The organism is Elioraea tepidiphila DSM 17972 (genome assembly GCF_000378465.1).
Classification (GTDB): Bacteria; Pseudomonadota; Alphaproteobacteria; order Acetobacterales; family Acetobacteraceae; genus Elioraea; species Elioraea tepidiphila.
On sequence record NZ_KB899925.1, the window covers coordinates 77,019 to 95,966 of the forward strand.

Annotated in this window: 17 protein-coding genes; 5 read left to right on the top strand and 12 right to left on the bottom strand. The window is 72.4% G+C overall.

All coding sequences use genetic code 11. The features are described from left to right. The first annotated feature begins 56 nt into the window (after window positions 1-56). The 3 genes from F563_RS0113320 (at window position 57) to F563_RS0113330 (ending at window position 4,242) form a co-directional block, all read left to right on the top strand. Window positions 57-785, top strand: a complete 729-nt coding sequence (locus F563_RS0113320; protein ID WP_019015174.1) for an ABC transporter ATP-binding protein — start codon at window positions 57-59, stop codon at window positions 783-785. Further along, window positions 785-3,367, top strand: coding sequence for an ABC transporter permease (locus F563_RS0113325; RefSeq protein WP_019015175.1), 2,583 nt, complete (start codon window positions 785-787; stop codon window positions 3,365-3,367). The genes F563_RS0113320 and F563_RS0113325 overlap by 1 nt, the downstream gene beginning before the upstream one ends. 92 nt (window positions 3,368-3,459) lie before the next feature. Next, window positions 3,460-4,242: a Bax inhibitor-1/YccA family protein gene (locus tag F563_RS0113330; protein WP_019015176.1), complete on the top strand. Its 783-nt coding sequence runs from the start codon at window positions 3,460-3,462 to the stop codon at window positions 4,240-4,242. A gap of 60 nt (window positions 4,243-4,302) precedes the next feature. Here the strand turns inward: F563_RS0113330 and F563_RS0113335 are convergent, their stop codons facing one another. The 3 genes from F563_RS0113335 to F563_RS25630 form a co-directional block, all read right to left on the bottom strand. After that, window positions 4,303-5,988 (bottom strand): Na/Pi cotransporter family protein, encoded by a 1,686-nt coding sequence (locus F563_RS0113335; RefSeq protein WP_019015177.1) that lies wholly within the window; start codon window positions 5,986-5,988, stop codon window positions 4,303-4,305. A gap of 79 nt (window positions 5,989-6,067) precedes the next feature. Beyond that, window positions 6,068-6,946 (bottom strand): hypothetical protein, encoded by an 879-nt coding sequence (locus F563_RS0113340; RefSeq protein ID WP_019015178.1) that lies wholly within the window; start codon window positions 6,944-6,946, stop codon window positions 6,068-6,070. 66 nt (window positions 6,947-7,012) lie between these two features. Continuing rightward, window positions 7,013-7,651 (bottom strand): CarD family transcriptional regulator, encoded by a 639-nt coding sequence (locus tag F563_RS25630; RefSeq protein ID WP_019015179.1) that lies wholly within the window; start codon window positions 7,649-7,651, stop codon window positions 7,013-7,015. On the opposite strand from F563_RS25630, the gene F563_RS25635 reads away from it, so the two are divergent. Beyond that, the gene (locus tag F563_RS25635; RefSeq protein ID WP_245557134.1) at window positions 7,545-8,168 is read left to right on the top strand and encodes a hypothetical protein; all 624 of its coding nucleotides are present in this window, start codon (window positions 7,545-7,547) and stop codon (window positions 8,166-8,168) included. The genes F563_RS25630 and F563_RS25635 overlap by 107 nt on opposite strands. Before the next feature lie 53 nt (window positions 8,169-8,221). On the opposite strand, the gene fdxA is transcribed toward F563_RS25635, so the two are convergent. From fdxA to F563_RS0113370, 4 genes are all read right to left on the bottom strand, one after another. Further along, complete coding sequence (fdxA, locus tag F563_RS0113355; protein ID WP_019015181.1) at window positions 8,222-8,554, bottom strand: ferredoxin FdxA; 333 nt, start codon at window positions 8,552-8,554, stop codon at window positions 8,222-8,224. A 195-nt stretch (window positions 8,555-8,749) separates the two neighbouring features. Then, complete coding sequence (locus F563_RS0113360) at window positions 8,750-9,049, bottom strand: RNA-binding S4 domain-containing protein (protein WP_019015182.1); 300 nt, start codon at window positions 9,047-9,049, stop codon at window positions 8,750-8,752. Then, on the bottom strand, window positions 9,046-11,523 hold the full coding sequence (locus F563_RS0113365; protein ID WP_026299571.1) for a helicase-related protein: 2,478 nt from the start codon (window positions 11,521-11,523) through the stop codon (window positions 9,046-9,048). The genes F563_RS0113360 and F563_RS0113365 overlap by 4 nt, the downstream gene beginning before the upstream one ends. A gap of 52 nt (window positions 11,524-11,575) precedes the next feature. Continuing rightward, window positions 11,576-12,295, bottom strand: coding sequence for a DUF1223 domain-containing protein (locus F563_RS0113370; RefSeq protein ID WP_019015184.1), 720 nt, complete (start codon window positions 12,293-12,295; stop codon window positions 11,576-11,578). 160 nt (window positions 12,296-12,455) lie between these two features. Between F563_RS0113370 and F563_RS0113375 the strand changes: the two genes are divergently transcribed. Then, window positions 12,456-13,601 (top strand): MFS transporter, encoded by a 1,146-nt coding sequence (locus tag F563_RS0113375; protein WP_019015185.1) that lies wholly within the window; start codon window positions 12,456-12,458, stop codon window positions 13,599-13,601. A gap of 220 nt (window positions 13,602-13,821) precedes the next feature. Here the strand turns inward: F563_RS0113375 and F563_RS0113380 are convergent, their stop codons facing one another. From F563_RS0113380 to F563_RS0113400, 5 genes are all read right to left on the bottom strand, one after another. Then, complete coding sequence (locus tag F563_RS0113380) at window positions 13,822-14,655, bottom strand: alpha/beta hydrolase family protein (RefSeq protein ID WP_019015186.1); 834 nt, start codon at window positions 14,653-14,655, stop codon at window positions 13,822-13,824. A gap of 89 nt (window positions 14,656-14,744) precedes the next feature. Further along, window positions 14,745-15,449, bottom strand: a complete 705-nt coding sequence (locus F563_RS0113385) for an ABC transporter ATP-binding protein (protein ID WP_019015187.1) — start codon at window positions 15,447-15,449, stop codon at window positions 14,745-14,747. Then, on the bottom strand, window positions 15,449-16,213 hold the full coding sequence (locus F563_RS0113390) for an ABC transporter ATP-binding protein (RefSeq protein ID WP_019015188.1): 765 nt from the start codon (window positions 16,211-16,213) through the stop codon (window positions 15,449-15,451). The genes F563_RS0113385 and F563_RS0113390 overlap by 1 nt, the downstream gene beginning before the upstream one ends. Further along, window positions 16,210-18,075 carry an ABC transporter permease gene (locus F563_RS0113395; RefSeq protein ID WP_019015189.1) on the bottom strand — a complete coding sequence of 622 codons (1,866 nt, stop codon included), beginning with the start codon at window positions 18,073-18,075 and terminating at the stop codon, window positions 16,210-16,212. The genes F563_RS0113390 and F563_RS0113395 overlap by 4 nt, the downstream gene beginning before the upstream one ends. A 139-nt stretch (window positions 18,076-18,214) precedes the next feature. After that, a complete protein-coding gene (locus F563_RS0113400) occupies window positions 18,215-18,913 on the bottom strand; it encodes a class I SAM-dependent methyltransferase (RefSeq protein WP_019015190.1) in 699 nt (232 codons plus the stop codon). Window positions 18,914-18,948: the final 35 nt, after the last annotated feature.

The window sequence follows — 18,948 nt, forward strand, 5'->3', positions numbered from 1 at the left end:
TGCGCCGCGGCAGGCCCGAGCCATATCCCTGGTGTTCTCTGGAGGATGTTCCCGACATGGACGCCATGGTTCACCCCGCTCGGGCGGGCGGCGATGCCCTGATCGACGTGCGCAACCTGGAGTTCACGGTGGCGTCGCAGGCGGGCGAGGTCAACATCCTCCGCGGCATCACGTTGTCGGTGGCCGGGGGCGAGGCGGTCGGCGTTGTGGGCCCCTCGGGCTCGGGCAAATCGACGCTGATGATGCTGCTCGGCGGGCTCGACCGGCCGACGGGCGGCACGGTGCGGGTCGCCGGCCACGATCTCGGCGCGCTGGACGAGGACGCGCTCGCGCGGTTCCGGCGCGATCATGTCGGCATCGTGTTCCAGTCCTTCCACCTCGTGCCGACCATGACGGCGGAGGAGAATGTCGCGATCCCGCTCGAATTCGCCGGCGTGCGCGACGCCTTCGGGCGCGCGCGCGCCGCACTGGAGAGTGTGGGCCTCGGCCACCGCATCCGCCACTATCCCGCCCAGCTCTCGGGCGGCGAGCAGCAGCGCGTGGCGCTCGCCCGCGCCTTCGTCGCCGAGCCCGCGATCATCCTCGCCGACGAGCCGACCGGAAACCTGGACCAGGCCACCGGCGCGCAGGTGATCGAGTTGCTGTTCGGCCTGCGCGCGCGCCACGGCACCACGCTGGTGCTGATCACGCATGACCCCGATCTCGCGCATCGCTGCGGGCGGATTGTCTCGCTCGCCGACGGGCGCGTGGTCTCGGACCGCCCGGCGCTGCCCGAGGCCGCCTGATGGAGGGCACGCTCGCCCCGCCCCGCCCGGCCGTCGCGGCCAAGGGCGGGCAGGGATCGGTGCTCGCGACCGCGTGGCGGCTGGCGCTCAGGGAACTGCGCGGCGGGACGCGGGGCTTGCGCATCGTCATCGCCTGCCTCGCCCTCGGGGTCGCCGCGATCGCCGGCGTCGGCACGCTGGCGAGCGCGGTCAACGAGGGGCTGCGTGCCGACGGGCGGCGCATCCTCGGCGGCGATCTCGAGATCTCCACCGGCAACCGGCCGATCCCGGCGAATGTGCTCGACTGGATCGCCGCGCGCGGCGGGCGCGTGGCCGAGGTGGTCGAGATGCGCTCGATGCTGGTGGTCGAGGACGGTGCGCGCGACCGCATGCTGGTCGAGCTGAAGGCGGTCGGCCCAGCCTATCCGCTCTACGGCACGGCGCGGATCGAGGGTGCCCCGGATTTCGCCGCCGCGCTCGCGGCGCGGGACGGCGTGCCGCGGGTCGCGGTCGAGCCGGTGGTGATGGAGCGGCTCGCGCTTACACCCGGCCAGCGCGTGCGGGTCGGCGATGCGAGCTTTGCGGTCGCCGGCGCGATCGCCGAGGAGCCCGACCGGGTGGCGCGGCCGACCGTGTTCGGCCCGCGCGCGATGATCAGCCTCGACGCGCTGGAGGCGACCGGCCTCCTCCAGCCCGGCAGCCTTGTCCGCTTCGACTACCGCGTGCGCCTGTCCGACGGCGAGGAGGCGCGCGCCTTCATCGCGAGCCTCCGCGCGACCTTCCCCGAGGGCGGCTGGCGCGTCCGCAGCTATGCCGAGGCGGCACCCGGCGTCATCCGCTTCGTCGAGCAGACCGCGCTGTTCCTGACCCTGGTCGGGCTCACCGCGCTGCTGGTCGGCGGCATCGGCGTGGTGAACGGCGTGCGTGCCTGGCTGGAGAGCCGCCGGCGCACCATCGCGACCCTGAAATGCCTCGGCGCCCCGGCCGCGACCGTGTTCGCGACCTACGCGATCCAGTTGGCCGCGATCGCGGTCCTCGGGATCGCGATCGGGCTGGTCGTCGGCACGGGCGCGCCGTGGCTCGGCGCGGCCCTGCTCGCCGATGTGCTGCCGGTGCCGCCGCGCTTCGGGCTCTATCCGGCGCCGCTCGCGCTCGCCGCGCTGTTCGGGCTGCTCACGGCCGCGACCTTCGCGCTCTGGCCGCTCGCGCGCGCCCGCGAGATTCCCGGCGTCGCTCTCTTCCGCGACGACGTCGCGCAGGTGCGCGCGCGGCCGCGCGCCTGGGTAATCCTGGCGAATGTCGCGCTCGCCGCCGCACTCGTCGGGCTGGTGGTCGCGGTGGCGCAGGACCGGCAGTTCGCCGCCGCGTTCTGCGCCGCCGCCGCCGGCACGCTGCTGTTGTTCCGGCTCGGCGGCTGGGCGGTGAAGCGTGCGGCCGCCGCCGCGCCGCGCCACCTGCCGCCGGCGCTGCGGCTCGGCCTCGCCAATCTGCATCGGCCGGGTTCGGCGGCCGCGCTGATGCTGGTCTCGTTGGGGTTGGGACTCTCGACCCTCGCCTCGGTGGCGATGATTCAGGGCAACCTCCAGCGCCAGGTGGGCGAGCGCCTGCCCGAGCGGGCACCCGCGTTCTTCTTCATCGACATCCAGAACGACCAGGTGGCGCGGTTCGACGCGATCGCGGGCGCCATCCCCGGCGTGGGCGAGATCGCCCGCGTGCCCTCCTTGCGCGCGCGCATCGTCGCCGTGAACGGCACGCCGGCCGAGCAGGTGCAGGCGAGCGAGGACACGGCCTGGGCGCTGCGCGGCGATCGCGGGCTCACCTATGCCGCGACCCCGCCCGAGGGCACGCGGCTGGTGGCCGGGTCCTGGTGGGCGCCCGACTATCGCGGCGAGCCGCTGGTCTCGTTCGATGCGCGGCTGGCCCATGGCTGGGGCATCGGCGTCGGCGACCGGCTGACCATCAACGTGCTCGGCCGCGATCTCGATCTCCGCATCGCCAGCCTGCGCGTGATCGACTGGCGCAGCTTCGGGCTGAACTTCACCCTGATCGCCTCGCCCGGGATGCTGGAAGCGGCGCCGCATACGCATATCGCCACCGTCCACGCGCTGCCCTCGGCCGAGGCGGCACTGATGCGCGCCGTGACCGACGCCCTGCCGAACGTCTCGGCGATTCGGGTGCGCGACGCGCTCGACTCGGTGAACCGGTTGCTGGGCCGGATCGGCGATGCGCTCTCCTCGACCGGGGGCATCACGCTCCTGTCGGGCGCGCTGGTGCTGGCGGGGGCGATCGCGGCCGGGCGGCGGCAGCGCATCCGCGACGCGGTGGTGCTGAAGACGCTGGGCGCGACTCGCCGGCAGATCCTCGCCGCCTACCTGGTGGAGTTCGGCATCCTCGGCGCCGCCGCCGGCCTGCTGGCGGCGGCGGTGGGCTCGGCCGCGTCCTGGGCGGTGACCACCTATGTCATGCGCGCCGACTGGGCCTTCCTGCCCGGCACGCTCGGCGTGACGATCCTCGCCTGCATCGGGCTCACCATCGCGTTCGGCTGGCTCGGCACCTCGGCGGCGCTGCGGGCCAAGCCGGCGCCGCTGCTCAGGGCCGAGTAGGCCGCCCTGCTCCCGATTTCATTTGATTCCTGACCCGGCCCGCCCATATTCCGCATCGTCTGGCTCCAACCCACGGGAGGTTGTCTCAAACCATGGCCTGGACTCCGGAAACCCGCGCCTATGGCGCAACGCAGACGGTGCCGTCCGCCGGCGTGGACGCCGCGCGGCTGGATACCGGCCTTCGGAAGTACCTGCTCGGCGTCTACAACTACATGGCGTCGGGCCTGCTGCTGACCGGCATCATCGCGCTGCTGTTCGCGACCACGCCGGCGCTGCTGTCGCTGCTCTATGCCCCGGTGCAGACGCCGGCGGGCATCGTGCGCCAGCCGACCATCCTCGCCTGGGTGGCGATGCTGAGCCCGCTCGCCTTCATCCTGGTGCTGAGCTTCGGCATCAACAAGCTGTCGAAGACGGCCGCGCAGGGCCTGTTCTGGCTGTTCGCCGGCGCGATGGGGCTCAGCCTGACGAACATCTTCCTGGTGTTCACGGGCGAGAGCATCGCGCGCGTGTTCTTCATCACCGCGGGCACCTTCGCGGCGATGAGCATCTGGGGCTACACCACCCAGCGCGATCTCTCGAAGATGGGCTCGTTCCTGATCATGGGCCTGATCGGGATCATCATCGCGAGCGTGGTGAACATGTTCCTCGGCTCGTCGGCGCTGCAGTTCGCGATCAGCGTGATCGGCGTGCTGGTGTTCGTCGGCCTCACCGCGTGGGACACCCAGCGGATCAAGAACGACTACATCCAGTATGCCTATGCCGAGGGCACCGAGATCGCCGGCAAGCGTACCGTGATGGACGCGCTGGCGCTCTACCTGAACTTCATCAACCTGTTCATGATGCTGCTCCAGCTCTTCGGCCAGCGGAACGAGTAACCCGCGCGGCAGGCTGAGCGATCGAGGGCCCGGGGAGCGATCCCCGGGCCCTTTCCTTTGTCATGCCGGGCGCGGCTCGGTGCCCGCGCTCCCGATCTCCGCCTCGCGCAGCCGCGAGGGCCTGAGCTCGCCCTTGCTCTCCAGGATCGGATGCGCGACCGCGGTCAGGTGCGCCACCACCCGCTTGAGGTCGCGCAGGATGTCGAGATGCATCGACGAGGTCTCGATGGAGGCGAGCGTGCCCTCCCGCAGCCGGCGCAGATGGTTCTCGGTCGCCTCGCGCTCGATCGTCCGGACCCGCTCCTTCGCCTCGACGAGCTGGCGCGCCATCTCGGCATCGCGCGTGACGAACACCGCGACCGCGAGGCGGAGCTGCTCGACCGCGAGCTGATGGAGGCGCTTGATCTCGCTCCATCCCTCCTCCGAGAACGAGACGCGCAGCCGATGCTTCTTCGCCGCGAGCTCGAGCAGCGTCTTGTCGATGATGTCGCCGACATGCTCGAGATTGGTGGTGAACAGGATCAAATCGAAGGCCTGGCGCGACTGCTCCTCGGTGAGCGGCCGTCGCGTCAGCCGCGTCAGGTAGAGCTTGACCTCCTCCTGCGCCCGATCGACCTCGGCATCGAGCCGCTTGATCGCCTCGCGCCGCGCCGCGTGCGCCTGCTCGAAGGGCAGGATCGCCTCGCGCAGCATCACCTCGACCGTGTCGGCAAGCCGCATGACCTCGCGCGTGGCCGCGGACAGCGCGACGTTCGGCCGATCGAGCGCCTCCTCGTCGAGATGGCCGATCGGCTGCGTCCCCGGCGCGGGCAGCGGGTCGGGCAGCACCTGCCGCAGCAGCCTCGCGGCCGGTCCGGTGAGCGGCAGGAACGCGACCGCAAGGAGGAGATTGAACAGCGTATGCGCGTTCGCGGTCTGGCGCGCGACATCCGCATCGACCAGCGCCAGCAGCGCCGCGGCGTGACGGACGAACGGGAGCGCGGCGAGCGCGCCCAGCGTGCGGAACATCAGGTTGCCGACCAGCATGCGCCTGACCGCGGGCGGGGCGCGCAGGTTCACGCCGAGCGGAATGAATCCCGAGCCGATATTCGCCCCCAGCACCAGGGTGAAGGCGAGTGTCGCGTCGAGCACGCCGGCGAGGGCGAGCGAGATGAACAGCAGCACCGCCGCGACCGAGGAGTGCATCAGCCAGGTCAGGATCGCCGCGATCGCGAGCGCGAGCAGAGGCTCGCCGCCGAGATGCGCCAGCACCTCGATCAGCAGCCAGTTGTCGCGCAGCGGCTGCGAGGCCGTCACGATCAGCCCGAGGGCGAGGATCATCAGCCCGAGCCCGATCGCCACCCGGCCGAGCTGCTTCACGATCGCATTCTCCGAGATCATGAAGGCGAGCGTGCCGGCCAGCAGCAGGGCAGGGATGACCGGGCGCGGATCGAACGACATCGCCTGCACCACCAGCGTCGAGCCGATATCGGCGCCGAGCAGCACCGCGAGCGCGGGGGCGAGCGCGATCAGCCCGCGCTCGGCGAAGGAGGTCAGCAGCAGCGCCGCCGCGGTCGAGCTCTGCAAGGTGGCGGCGGTCGCGACCCCGGCGGCGCAGGCCGCGACGCGGTTGCGCGTGGCGCGCGCGATCAGCCCGCGCAGCCGTTCGCCGAAGGCGCGCAGCACGCCGGTGCGCACCATGCGGGTCGCCCAGATCAGCAGGGCGACACCGCCGAGCAGGTTCAGCAGCAGCATCTGCCCTGACATGCGACACGATCCTCCTCAACCGGTGCAGTATATGACAGTTCGATGACAGTCGCCTGCCGGCACCGCGCCGGGACTGGGTTCAGGCTTCGAGCATCTCGAGGATCTCGCCGGTCGGCGCGAAACAGGCGGCGACGAGTCGCCCGCCCAGGCCACAGCCGGCATCGAGCGTCACCCCGAAGCCGTGCTCCACGGGGCCGTCGGCGCGCCGGCAGAAGCCGCGCACGAGGCGCGCGAAGCCGCCCCAGCCGCGCCTCTCGCCGTCCTCGCCGATGACGCCTGAGGCGGCGCGCTCGAAACCGGGATCGTCCCACCAGAACGAGTCGCCCTGGGCATCGAAGGGGCGGTCCGGGTTCAGCCCGGCGGCGACAAACAGCACGCCGGGCGCCTCGCCGGCGAGGTCGTGCGGCACGGTGAAGGCGGCGCGCTTCAGCGTCGTCAGCAGGTTCTCGTGGCCCGGCCGGGCACGGATCGATCCCATGAGCCCGGCGGTCCAGCGCGCCCGCTCGACCGCCCCCTGCCCGGCCGCGCGCAGCCCCTCGGCGACGGTCGCGCCATAGGCCGCGAGAGTCGCGCCGATGCCGTGATCGGCCATCCAGCGCACCGCCTCGACCGCGGTCGCGGGCCCGGGCGCGTATTGAAGCCGCAGCAGGCGATGCAGCATCTCCTCCTGCGCGCCGCGCAGCAGCACCACGTCCTCGGGCTCGAAGCCGGGCCTCGCGAGCACGGCGCGGCGGAACAGCAGGATCTCGTCGAGCGTGCCCGCGACATCGGGCCCCACGCCGAGCACGTTGCCGAGATAGACCAGCCGGTCGCCGAGCCAGACACGCGTCTCGAGTGCGGCGTGCAGGGCGGAGAGCCGGGCGCGCTCGCCGCGCACGGCCGCGACCGCCCAGACGCGGCGGGCGGGCGCGAGCCTGGCGAAACGGTCCGGAGCGGGAGCGGCGTCGGGCGGGGTCATCCGGGCGCGATCATGCCCCGGCTTGCGCCGGCGCGCGACCGCGCCCCGGTTGTCAAGGAAACCCGGTCAGGCCGCCTTCAGCACGGTGGCGAGCTTGGCGGCCGCGGTCGGCTTGTCCACCTGCTCGATCGCGGCGAGCTCGGCGGCGAGGCGGTCCATCGCCTGCTCGTAGATCTGCCGCTCGCTGAAGGACTGGTCGGGCTGGCCGGCGTTGCGGTGCAGGTCGCGCACCACCTCGGCGATCGCGATCGGATCGCCCGAGTTGATCTTCGCCTCGTACTCCTGGGCGCGCCGGCTCCACATCGTGCGCTTCACGCGCGCGCGGCCCTTCAGCGTCGAGAGCGCCAGGTCGATCGCCTTGCGCGAGGAGAGCTTGCGCAGCCCCGCCGTCTTCGCCTTCGCGACCGGCACGCGGAGCACCATCCGGTTCTCCTCGAACTCGACCACGATCAGGGGGAGCCGGTGGCCGGCGATCTCCTCGGTGACGATGCCGGTGACGCGGCCGACACCGTGGGTCGGATAGACCACGTGATCACCGACGGCGAATTCCGGTTGCGGGGCCGCCGCCGGCGGCTCACCGGCAGGAGCCGCATTGGCGTTGGCGGCGACCGGCGGCTTGGCGGGAACCGGCTTCTTCGGCGGCAGTGGCCGATCGGCCACGGGCGCGGCGACCGGCGCGGCAGCGACAGCGGGGGCGGCCGCCACGACCGGTGCCGGTGCCGGCGGCGCTGGCGGCGGAGTGGCCGGCGCGGGCTTCGCCGCAGCCGCTGGCTTGGGCTTGGCGGTCGATGCAGGGGCCGGCTTCGCCGCCGCGACCTTCGGCGCGGGGGCGGGCTTCGCCTCCTTCACCGGAGGCTTGGCCGGTGCCGATGTCTTCGGCGCGGGCTTGGCAGAGGCCTTGGCAGCGGGCTTCGCCGCCGGCTTCGGGACAGCTTTCACGGGCGGCTTGGCGGCCGCCTTGGGCATCGGCTTCGTCGTCTTTGCCGCGGACTTGGTTGCCGGGCGCGCAGACTTGCGCGCCGCAGGCTTGGCGGTCGCACCCTTCCCCGTCACTTTGGTCCTTCCCGTCGTCTTCGTGGCCATCGCCCGAAATCTGCTCGAAGCCCCGCGGGCGCCACCCCGGTCCGAAAACACAACCCCTGCACCGCGGCGGGCAGCCGCAGACGGCACAGGCGGTCAACGGACGGTGATGGCGGCCCTCACGGCCAGACTTGAAATATAGCAGCAATCGCGACGGATTTCAGCCCCCGCCTGGGCATGGCGGGGTCGATCTGTTCAGGGCGTTCCGGGCTCCGGACTGAACAGCCTCATCTTGTCGGGCTTGCCCTTCCACTCGTCTGCATCAGCCGGGGGCTCGCCCTTTCGGGTTATGTTGGGCCAGAGTTGCGCATACTGTCGGTTGTGTTCCACCCATGCCACTGCACGCTGCTCCGTATCCGGCAGGATCGCCTCGGCCGGGCATTCGGGTTCGCACACCCCGCAATCGATGCACTCGTCGGGGTGGATCACCAGCATGTTCTCGCCGACATAGAAACAGTCGACCGGACAGACCTCGACGCAGTCCATGTACTTGCAGCGGATGCAGGCATCGGTGACGACGTAGGTCATGCGGCGCTCCAGTCATACCGGCTCGCCGAGAGTCAAACCTTCGGCGAGCCGGTATCGGGGGTTTGGTTCGCGCGCGGCCGCCCCACCAGCCCCGCGCGCGATCCTCGCTTGCCGAAGATTGAACCTTCGGCAAGCGAGGATCAGCCGGCTGCACTTGGGGCAAACCGTGCTGCGGCGCAAGAGTGCGGCAGCATGTCAGCCCGGCGGCGGTTCGAGGTCCTCGTAGAGCTGGCGCGCCTCCTCGGCGGGCCCGCGCCGATTGCCAAGCGCCAGCACGCGCACTACGCGCACCGAGGGGCCGATGCCGAAGGTCAGCACATCGCCCGGGCGGACGCGCGCATGCGCCTTCTCGGTGCGCTGGCGGTTGATGCGGATGCGCCCCTGCTCGGCGAGCCGCGCGGCCGCCGCCCTGGTCTTGATGAAGCGCGCGCACCAGAGCCAGCGGTCGAGCCGCTGCCAGCCGAGCGCTCCGTCCTCCGGGTCGTCGGCGCTCACGCCTTGGCGCGGAGGGACGCAAGGGCGGCGAACGGCCCGTCGCCCCCGCCCCGCGACTCGGCGGGCGGTGCGGCGGGGGCGCGGCGGCGGGCGCGTACCATGATCGCCCCGTCCTCGCCCGGGCGGAGCGCGAAGCCGAGGCCGCGCAGCACGGCGGGCAGTTCGCCCGCGCGGCAGCCGAGCCGGCTCGGCAGGCCGGACGGCAGCGCCTGGGCGCCGGCGCGGGTCAGGCGGGCGAGCTCGGCGCCGACCCGCTCGGCGACATCGAGCCGCACCGCCACCGGGCCGAGGCGCAGAAACCCGAGCATCTCCACCCAGCCCTCGGGCCAGGACCCGTCGGGCCGAACCGCGACGGTGCCAGCCGTCGGCAGCGGCGGCTGGACGACCCCGCGCCGGACCGCCCAGAGCCGGGCCCTGAGCGCGGTCGCGCCCGGGCGCAGCAGCGCGGGCAGGAATGCCGCATGCCGGCCGAGCCGCACGCCGAGCGCCTTCAGCCGGCCGCGATCGAGCCCGGTCGCGATGACCTGCTCGCGCGGCACCACGCCCAGCCCCTCCTCCAGCAGATGCGCAAGCCCGCGCAGCGCCGGGTCGGCGGCCGCCGGGCCGAGTGCCAGCAGCGGCCCGAGCGTTGCCGCGATCCGCGCCGCGAGCCAGGCGGCGAGGCGTGCCCGGATGCGCTCGCGCTGCGCGCCGTCGAGGAACTCGCCCCCCGGCACCTCGACCAGCGGCCGCAGCGCCGAGGCGCCCGGCTTGAGCCGCGCCACCTCCGCGCCGCGCCAGGCGATCCGGCCGGCGGCGGTGAACGCGAAGGCCGTGTCCTCGTCAGCCTCCAGCGCCGCGACCCGCCGCGGCACCTCGGCCGCCATCGCCCGGCGCGCGGCGCGCAGCACGGCCTGCTTGCCGACGCCCTCGGCCTCGGGGTCCGGGTGGAACACGAAGCCGTCCACCCGCCCGACCGCGTGGCCCTCGACCACCACCGTGCCGTCGCGCGTCACCGCCGAAAGAAGCTCCGCGTCCGACGCGGCATCGAGCCGGCGGATCAGGTGCGCCGCACGGCGATCGACGAAGCGCGCGGTGAGGGTCTCGTGCAGCGCGTCCGAGATCCGATCCTCGAGCGCGCGGCAGCGCTCGATCAGCGGCGCCGGTTCGGCGAGCCAGCCCGGCCGCCCGGCGATATAGGACCAGGTGCGCACCGAGGCGATGCGCGCCATCAGCGTGTCGAGCTCGCCATCGGTGCGGTCGAGCACGTCGAGCTCGCGGTTCACCCAGCCGGGATCGACGCGGTGCGGGGCCTCGCGCAGGAAACGGAAGATTCGAGCGCAGATGCGGGCGTGGGAATCGTCGCCGAGGCGCCGATAGTCCGGCACCTGACAGGCATCCCAGAGCAGGGCCACCGCCTCGCGGCCACGGGCGCGCCCGGCGGTATCCGGGTCGCGCGCGAGGCTAGCGAGGGCGAGATGGTCGGCGGCGTCCGGCCCGCGCACGAGGCCGGGGCCGGGTGGCGGCCGGTCGAGGGCCGCGAGCAGCGCGCCGACGCTCTGGAAGTCGAGGCGGCTGTTGCGCCAGACGAGGTGATCGAGCGGGTCGAAGCGGTGCGCCTCGACCGCCTCGACAATCTCGGCGCCGAGGGCCGGCGCCTCGGCGGTGGTGCCGAAGGAGCCGTCCGCCATGCCGCGCCCGGCCCGCCCGGCGATCTGCGCGACCTCGGTGGCATAGAGCCCGCGCGCGCGATGCCCGTCGAACTTGGCGAGGCCGGCGAAGGCGACATGGTTCACGTCCATGTTCAGCCCCATGCCGATCGCATCGGTCGCGACCAGGAAATCCACCTCCTTGGCCTGGTACATCGCGACCTGGGCGTTGCGGGTGCGCGGGCTGAGCCGGCCCATCACCACCGCGCAGCCGCCGCGCCGGCGACGCAGCGCCTCGGCGATCGCGTAGACCTCGGCCGCCGAGAAGGCGACGATGGCCGAGCGCGGCGGCAGGCGCGAGAGCTTGGCATGCCCGGCATAGGCGAGGGCGGAGAGCCGCGGGCGGGTCTCGATCTCGGCCTCGGGGACGAGACGGCGGAGCAGCGGGCGGATCGTCTCGGCGCCGAGAAACATGGTCTCCGCGCGCCCGCGCGCGTGCAGCAGCCGGTCGGTGAAGACGTGGCCGCGATCGGGATCGGCGCAGAGCTGGATCTCGTCGACCGCGAGGAAGGCGAACGGGCGATCCAGCGGCATCGCCTCGACCGTGCAGCAGAACCAGCGCGCGCCCGGCGGGACGATCTTCTCCTCGCCCGTGACGAGGGCGACGCGGGCCGGCCCCATGCGCGCGGCGATCCGGTCGTAGTTCTCGCGCGCGAGCAGCCGCAGCGGGAAGCCGATCACGCCCGTGGCATGGGCGAGCATCCGCTCGATCGCGAGATGGGTCTTGCCGGTGTTGGTCGGGCCCAGCACGGCCCGGACGCGGGCAGACTCGACGGCCCCGTGCATGGCGCCAGACTGGACAGAGAGGGCGGGCGGGTGCAACCGCGAAGTGGCGACCTCAGCGCAGCGCGACCTGTCCGGCGGCGATGATCGCCCCCTGGCGCGGACGCTGCAGCACCAGCGCGATGCCGTCCGCCCCATCGGCCTCGGCGGCACTGACCGTCAGTTGCGCCGGCACTGCCTCGATCGCGGCCATGGGCGCGGCCCAGCGCACGACATTGGTGTGGTGCAGCGTGTGGCCGGCATTCTCGCCGTCGAACACCTGGCGCACCTCGCTGCGCGCGAAGGCGATGACCCAGAGCTGCGCCCCGCCCTGGGGCAGCGCGAGGTCGGGGATCTCGATCCGGAGTGTCGGCGGCTGGCGGGCGGCGAGCGCGATCGTGATGGACGCGGAGGGCGGGGCGGCTGCGATCAGCCGTTCGATCGCGGGCCGGTCGTGGCCGACGGCATGGGCACTGCCCTGGACGACGAGCTGCGGCGTATAGACCGAGCGCTCCTTCATCGCCCGCGCATAGCCGCGCTGGCGCTGCACCGAGACCGGCAGGGCGAACGGATCGCGCCAGCCCATGTGGTCCCAGTACGGCACGTGGAACGACAGGGCGATGATCCCGTTGTCGCGCGCGAGCTTGGCCAGCAGCTTGTCGGCCGGCGGGCAGGCGGAGCAGCCCTGACTCGTGAACAGTTCCAGCACGACCGGGCCCCGCTCGCTGCTGGCGTCGGCAACGCGCGGGGAGACGGCGACGGCAAGGGCGAGGACGACGAACAGCAGGCGTGCCATGGCGGAGAACAATCGGCGGGCCGCAGCCGATGGCCAAGCCACACGCGCGTGAAGCGCGCCACAGGTGTGGCCGATCGGCATCACGATCCGGTTGACGCCCGCGTCGTTCAGCCGCCTCCCCCGCTTGCGGTGCGGCCGGCCCCTCCGTAAGCGGGCGGCCATGACCCCGGCGCGACGGCTGGCCCTGTTCTACGCGACGGCCTTCGCCGGACCCGGGGCGTCCCTGCCCTTCCTGCCGCCCTTCCTTGGCTCGCGCGGCCTCGGGGCGGAGGCGATCGGACGGACGCTCGCGCTCGCCATGCTGGCGCGCCTGGTGGTCGCGCCCAGCGCCGCTGCGCTCGCCGATCGGCTCGGCGAGCGCCGGCGCGTGGTGTTCGTGTTTGCGGGGCTGGCGGTGGCGGCGAGTGGGCTGCTGCTGGTGCCGGTGCCGTGGGTGCTGGCGCTCGCGGTGGTGCTGTCGGGGGCGGCGACCGCGCCGTTGATCCCGATTGCGGATTCGCTCGCGGTGCGCGCGGCGGCGAGCGGGCACGGCGATTTCGGACGGATGCGCGCGGCGGGCTCCGTCTCCTTCATGGCGGTGACCGGGCTCGCCGGCGTGCTGATCGGCGCCGGCGGCGACGTCGCGCTGCCGCTGCTGCTGCTCGCCTGCCAGGCGGCGGTCGTGCTCGCGAGCCTCGGCCTGCCCACCCTCGGCATCGGCCGGGCCGCGCCGGGGGGGCTGGGGGCGCTCGCGCTGCTGCGCAACCGCGGCTTCGTGCTGCTGCTGATCGTCTCCGGCCTGATCCAGGGCAGCCACGCGCTGTACTACGCCTTCTCCGCGCTGCACTGGGGACGCGCCGGCCTCGGCCCGCCGCTGATCGGCGCGCTCTGGGTCGAGAGCGTCCTGGTCGAGGTGCTGCTGCTGACCTTCGGCCGTGGGGTGGTCTCGCGGCTCGGGCCGGTGCGGCTGCTCGCGGCGGGCGCGTCTGCGGCGGTGGTCCGCTGGATCGGCACTGCGCTGACCACCGCCCCGCTCGCGCTGGCGGTCCTGCAACCGCTGCACGCGGCGAGCTTTGCGATGACCATGCTCGGCGCCGCCCAACTCATCGGCCGGCTGGTGCCGCCGGAGCGCGGCGCGACGGCGCAGAGCCTGCACGCCTCGTTCGGCCCGGGACTCGCGACCGCGCTGCTCACCCAGGTGTCGGGGGTGCTCTACGCGCGGCTCGAGGGAGGGGCGTTCCTGGTCATGGCCGCGGTCGCGGCGGTTGCACTGCCGGTGATTGCGGCACTTGCGTATGCGGCCGGGTCGGAACGGCCGGGACGCTGAGCAACCGCGACGGGGCGGGACAGGAGCCATTTCGCGCACTGCCGTGTCGCCGGTGCGTCTCGCCGCGCGGGGCGTGCGGTTCTCGTTGAGGGCCGTCATCACCGCGTACCCGAGCGAGACCATCGCGCCTCATGACACGCGCGGTTTCACCTCCATCATGACGGTGCAGCCCGCGCGCGGACGTTGGGCCGGACCGGGCGATCCGCGCGCGCCAAGTGGGTCACGAGGTCGGGCGGCGGGCCGCCGCCTGGGCAACCCAGTCGGACAGGCCAGCCTGCCACATCGCGTCGATGCTGTTGTGCCCTGCGCCCGGAACGATGTGCATCTCGGCACGCACGCCGCGCGCGCTGAGCTTCTCGATGTAGCTGCGCTTCTGCGACGGAAAGGCATTGGTGTCGTTCCCGCCGGTGTAGCCGACCACATGCGTCGTCGTGGGGACCGAGTCCGCCAGGCGATACGGATCGAGGCTCCGTGTCCAGGGTTGGCGGCCGAACCCATCACGCCATGCGCCGATGTTGCAGTTGCACGCCAGCAGGGCCGCCGCGTCGATCAGGCCCGGATCGCGCGCCAGGATGTTGGCGATCGTCGCGGCACCGCCGGAATGCCCGACGGCGATCACGCGGGTTGCGCCGGTCTCGCGCTTCAGCGCCCGGATCGCGCCGGCCATGATGTCCATGTTCGCGGCGGTGTACTGGTCGGTGCGATTGTAGTTGGTGCCGGAGGAGGTGTTGCCCGCGCCGTCCGGATAGCCCGGGCGCACCAGTGCGACCACCGCCGCTTCCGGCACGCGATCGGCAATGCGGCTCGTGAAAGGGAAATGGTAGCTCGCGGGGCCGCCCGACGAGACGTCACCGTGCAGCATGACGATCAGTATGTCGCTGGTCGCCTGGCCGTAGCGCCGCACGGCGATGCAGCCGCGCCCGTCCGCCTCGACGCGTTGCGGTCCCTCGCAGGCTGGCGGCACGCTGCCCGTAGCCGGGCGCTGGGCGGCAGGGTCGGTGGTGCAGGCGGCGAGCAGGGAGAATGCAGCGGCAAGCGGGACGGCACGTCGCATGAATGCGTTCTCCCGTAATGATACGGTAACGGATTTTCCGCGATCATCTCCCGGCTGTCAAGCGTGCGGCCGGCCATGTCTTCGTCTTGTCACACGGAGAGGTACTGCGCCTTGATCGCCGGCTCGGCGCGCAACGCGTCGAGCGTGCCGGTCCAGCGCACGATCCCCTTCTCGATGATCGCCGCGCGGTCGGCCACGCGCTCGGCGAAATGCAGGTTCTGCTCCGACAGCACGACCGTCAGCCCGGCCGCCTTCACGGCGCGGATCGCCTCGGCCATCTGCTGCACGATCACCGGCGCGAGTCCCTCCGACGGCTCGTCGAGCAGCACCAGACGCGGGTTGCCCATCAGCGTGCGCGCGATCGTCAGCATCTGCTGCTCGCCGCCGCTCATCCGCCCGCCCGGGCGGTCCTTCATCGCCGCGAGGTTGGGAAAGATCGCGAACAGCCGCTCCGGCGTCCAGGGATCGAGCCCGTCGCGCGCGGGCTGACGGCCGACTTCCAGGTTCTCCATCACCGTGAGGTCGGTGAAGATGCGCCGATCCTCCGGCACGTAGCCGAGGCCGAGGCGCGCGATCGCGTAGGGAGGGCTGCCGGCGATCTCGACGCCGCCGAACGACACCGACGAACCCGGGGCGGGACGCACCAGCCCCATGATCGCCTTCATGGTGGTGGACTTGCCCGCGCCGTTGCGCCCGAGCAGCACCAGAACCTCGCCGCGCGCGACCTCGAGCGCGACGTCGCGCAGGATATGCGCGCGGCCGTAGAAGGCGTTGAGTTGGCGCACGCTCAGCATCAGTGTCCGCCGCTCGTCTCGCCGCTGCCGAGATAGACCTCGCGCACCGCGGGATTGGCGCGGACCGAGGCCGCATCGCCCTCGGCGATCAGCGCGCCGCGATTCATCACGATGATGCGGTCGGCGTGGCCGAACACCACGTCCATGTCGTGCTCCGTGAACAGGCAGGCGAGGCCGCGCGCGCGCACCAGCGACTTCGTCAGCTCCATCAGTGCGATGCGTTCGGAGGGCGCCATGCCGGCGGTCGGCTCGTCCATCAGCAGCAGCTTCGGATCGTTCGCGAGCGCCATCGCGAGTTCGACGCGCTTGAGATCGCCATAGGCCAGCACGCCGCAGGGCCGGTCGGCCTGTTCCAGCATGCCGACCTGGGCCAGCAGCGCATCGGACTCGGCGACGAACTGCCGACGCGCGGCGCGCCAGAAGGTCCAGATGCGCCCATGATGGCTGAGGAGCGCGCACTGGACGTTCTCGCGCACCGTCATCGAGGCGAAGGTGGCGGTGATCTGGAAGGTGCGCCCCACGCCAAGGCGCCAGATCGCGCGCGGCGGCAGGCCGGTGAGCGTCTGCCCGGAGAGGCGCACCTCGCCCGCATCGGCCCGGAGCTGCCCGTTCAGCAGGTTGAAGCAGGTGGACTTGCCCGCGCCGTTGGGCCCGATCAGCGCCAGCATCTCGCCCGCGCGCACCGCGAGCGAGACGTCGTTCACCGCGTGCACGCCGCCGAACCGCTTGGAGAGGCTCCGCGCCTCCAGCACCGTCGCGCTCATGCGGCCTCAGGCCCCCGCGCGCGCTCCCAGCGCTGGCGCACGAACCCGGCGATGCCCTGCGGGAAGGCGAGCACCAGCAGCACGATCGCAAGCCCGAGGATGAAGCGCCACCAAGTGAAGGCCTGGAGCACGGTGAGGAACAGCGTGTGGAAGGCGAGCGCGCCGACGATCGGCCCCGAGACGGTCTGCACGCCGCCGAGCAGCACCATCAGCAGCGCATCGATCGATTTCGGGATCGAGATGTAGGTCGGGAACACGCTGCCCTTGGCGTAGGCATAGACGCCGCCCGCGAGCCCCGCGCCGAGGGCCGCGATCACGAAGGCGCCGAGGCGGACGCGCACGGCGTTCAGCCCGATCGCCTCGGCGCGGAGTTCGGAGTCGCGCGCGGCGCGCAGCGCGTAGCCGAAGGGCGCGAAGATGATGCGCCGGAGCAGCAGCGTCGCGCCGATGCAGAGCGCCAGGGCGAGCCAGAGATACGCGCCCTTCCCGCGCGCCCAGTCGGAGGGCCAGACACCGAGGATGCCGTTGTCGCCGCCGGTGAACTCGACCCATTGGAACGCCGCCGCCCAGACGATCTGCGCGAAGGCGAGCGTCAGCATGGCGAGATACACGCCCGAGAGCCGCACCGCGAACCAGCCGAACACCAGGCCGAAGGCGCCGGCGAACAGGGGTGCCAGAACAATCCCCGCCTCCATCGGCACCGCGAGGTAGCGCAGCCCCAGCGCAGCGCCGTAGGCGCCGAGGCCGAAATACGCCGCATGGCCGAAGCTGACGATGCCGCCCGGGCCCATCATGAAGTGCAGCGACGCGGCGAACAGCACGAACACCGCGAGCTCGACCAGGACCGTGACGATGTAGGGACCGGCGAAGAACGGTGCCGCGGCGGCGATCAGCAGCGCGGCCGCGCCGGCCCAGCCTAGGATCGCCGGGGCCGGCCGGATCACCGGCTCGACCGCGCCGGTCGCCGCGCGCGCATGCGCCTGCGGCCGGCCGAGCAGGCCGTAAGGCCGGATCATCAGCACGATCGCCATCACCAGGAACACCAGCACCAGCGTCGCCTTCGGCACGAGCACGATGCCGAAGGCCTGCACCTGGGCGATCAGCAGCGCGGCCAGGAACGCCCCCGGAACGGACCCCAGCCCCCCGACCACCACCACCACGAAGGCCTCGGCGATGATCGCGAGGTCCATCTGCAGGAACGCGCTCTGCATCGGCAGCACGATCGCGCCGCCGAGCCCGGCAAGAGTGGAGCCGAGGAAGAACACGCCGGTGAACAGCACGCGCTGATCCACACCCAGCGCCGCGACCATCTCGCGATCCTGGGTCGCCGCGCGCACCAGCACGCCGAAGCGCGTGCGCTGGAACAGGAACCACAGCAGCGCCAGCACGGCCGGGCCGACGAAGATCAGGATCAGGTCGTAGCGCGGGAACCGGCTGCCGGCGATCTCGACGAAGCGGCGCAGCCACGGGGGCCGGGGGAGGGGAAGGTCCTCGGGCCCCCACACCGCGAGTGCCAGGTCCTGGATCATCAGCACCACGCCGAAGGAGGCGAGCAGCTGGAACAGCTCGGGCGCGCGGTAGATGCGCCGCAGCAGCACCATCTCGATCAGCGCGCCGATCGCGCCGACCGCGAGGGCGGCGAGCAGGATGCCGGCGATGAACAGGGCGGGCTCGCGCCCGCCCCAGTCCCAGAGCGCGCGCGTGATGGTCCAGGTGAGGTAGGCGCCCAGCATGTAGAAGCTGCCATGCGCGAAGTTCACGATGCGCGTGACGCCGAAGATCACCGTCAGCCCCGAGGCGATCAGGAACAGCGCCGAGGCGTTCGCAAGCCCGGTGAGGAACTGGATGAGGATGAAGTCCACGACGGCATCCTGCAGGGACGGGGCGAGGAGCGCGCGCTGATCCCCCGGCCGCGGCGGCAGGCAGCGACTCCCCGTGGCGCAACACTCCCAGGAACGCGGCCGGCCATCAATGGCGTCGGGCCGGGGATGATCAGAACCGTCAGTAGTCCCGGAACAGCGCGCGACCCCAATGACCGCCGCGCACCCCGAACCAGGTGGACCACGGCAGCACGCCGAGGCGCGTGACCAGGCCCGCGCGCTCGGCCTCGAGCACCCAGGACTTCACCAGCGACTGCTTCACGTTGCCCTCGTCGCGCGTCTCGTAGTCGTCGAACACCAGCACGCAGTCCTCGGCCATCAGATCCTGATACGCCTCGATGTCGAGACCGACGCGCCCGTCGGCATCGATCATGCACAGCGTGATCTTGCGGCCGCCCAGAGCCTCCGCCACCTGCGCCTTGATCGCCGGCTCGCGGCTGATCCCGACCAGGATGCGCACGTAGTCCGTGAGCCCGACGCGCGCCAGATTCGCCTTGAGGTCGGCGACCGTGTCCTGCGTCGGCAGGGTCGGGTGGTTATGCGCGCCGCCGTGCTCGATGGTGATGAAGGGCACGCGGCCGCGCGTCGCCGAGGCGATGGCGATGGTCGACCCGCCGATATAGGGGCCGATCTCCAGCACGGCGCCCTGCGTCCGGCTCGCGAGCAGGTTGAGCGCCGCCAGCGTCTCGGGATGCAGCATCGAGACCTCGCGCGCGCGCGCCACGATCTCGGCGGCCGGGCCCTCGAGATGCGCGCGGACGCGCCCCACCAGGCGCCGCGACCGCAGGCTCTCCAGATACGCGTTCAGCCGGTCGAGCACCGAGGGTTCCCTGTCTCACGGCATGGCCCGAAGCG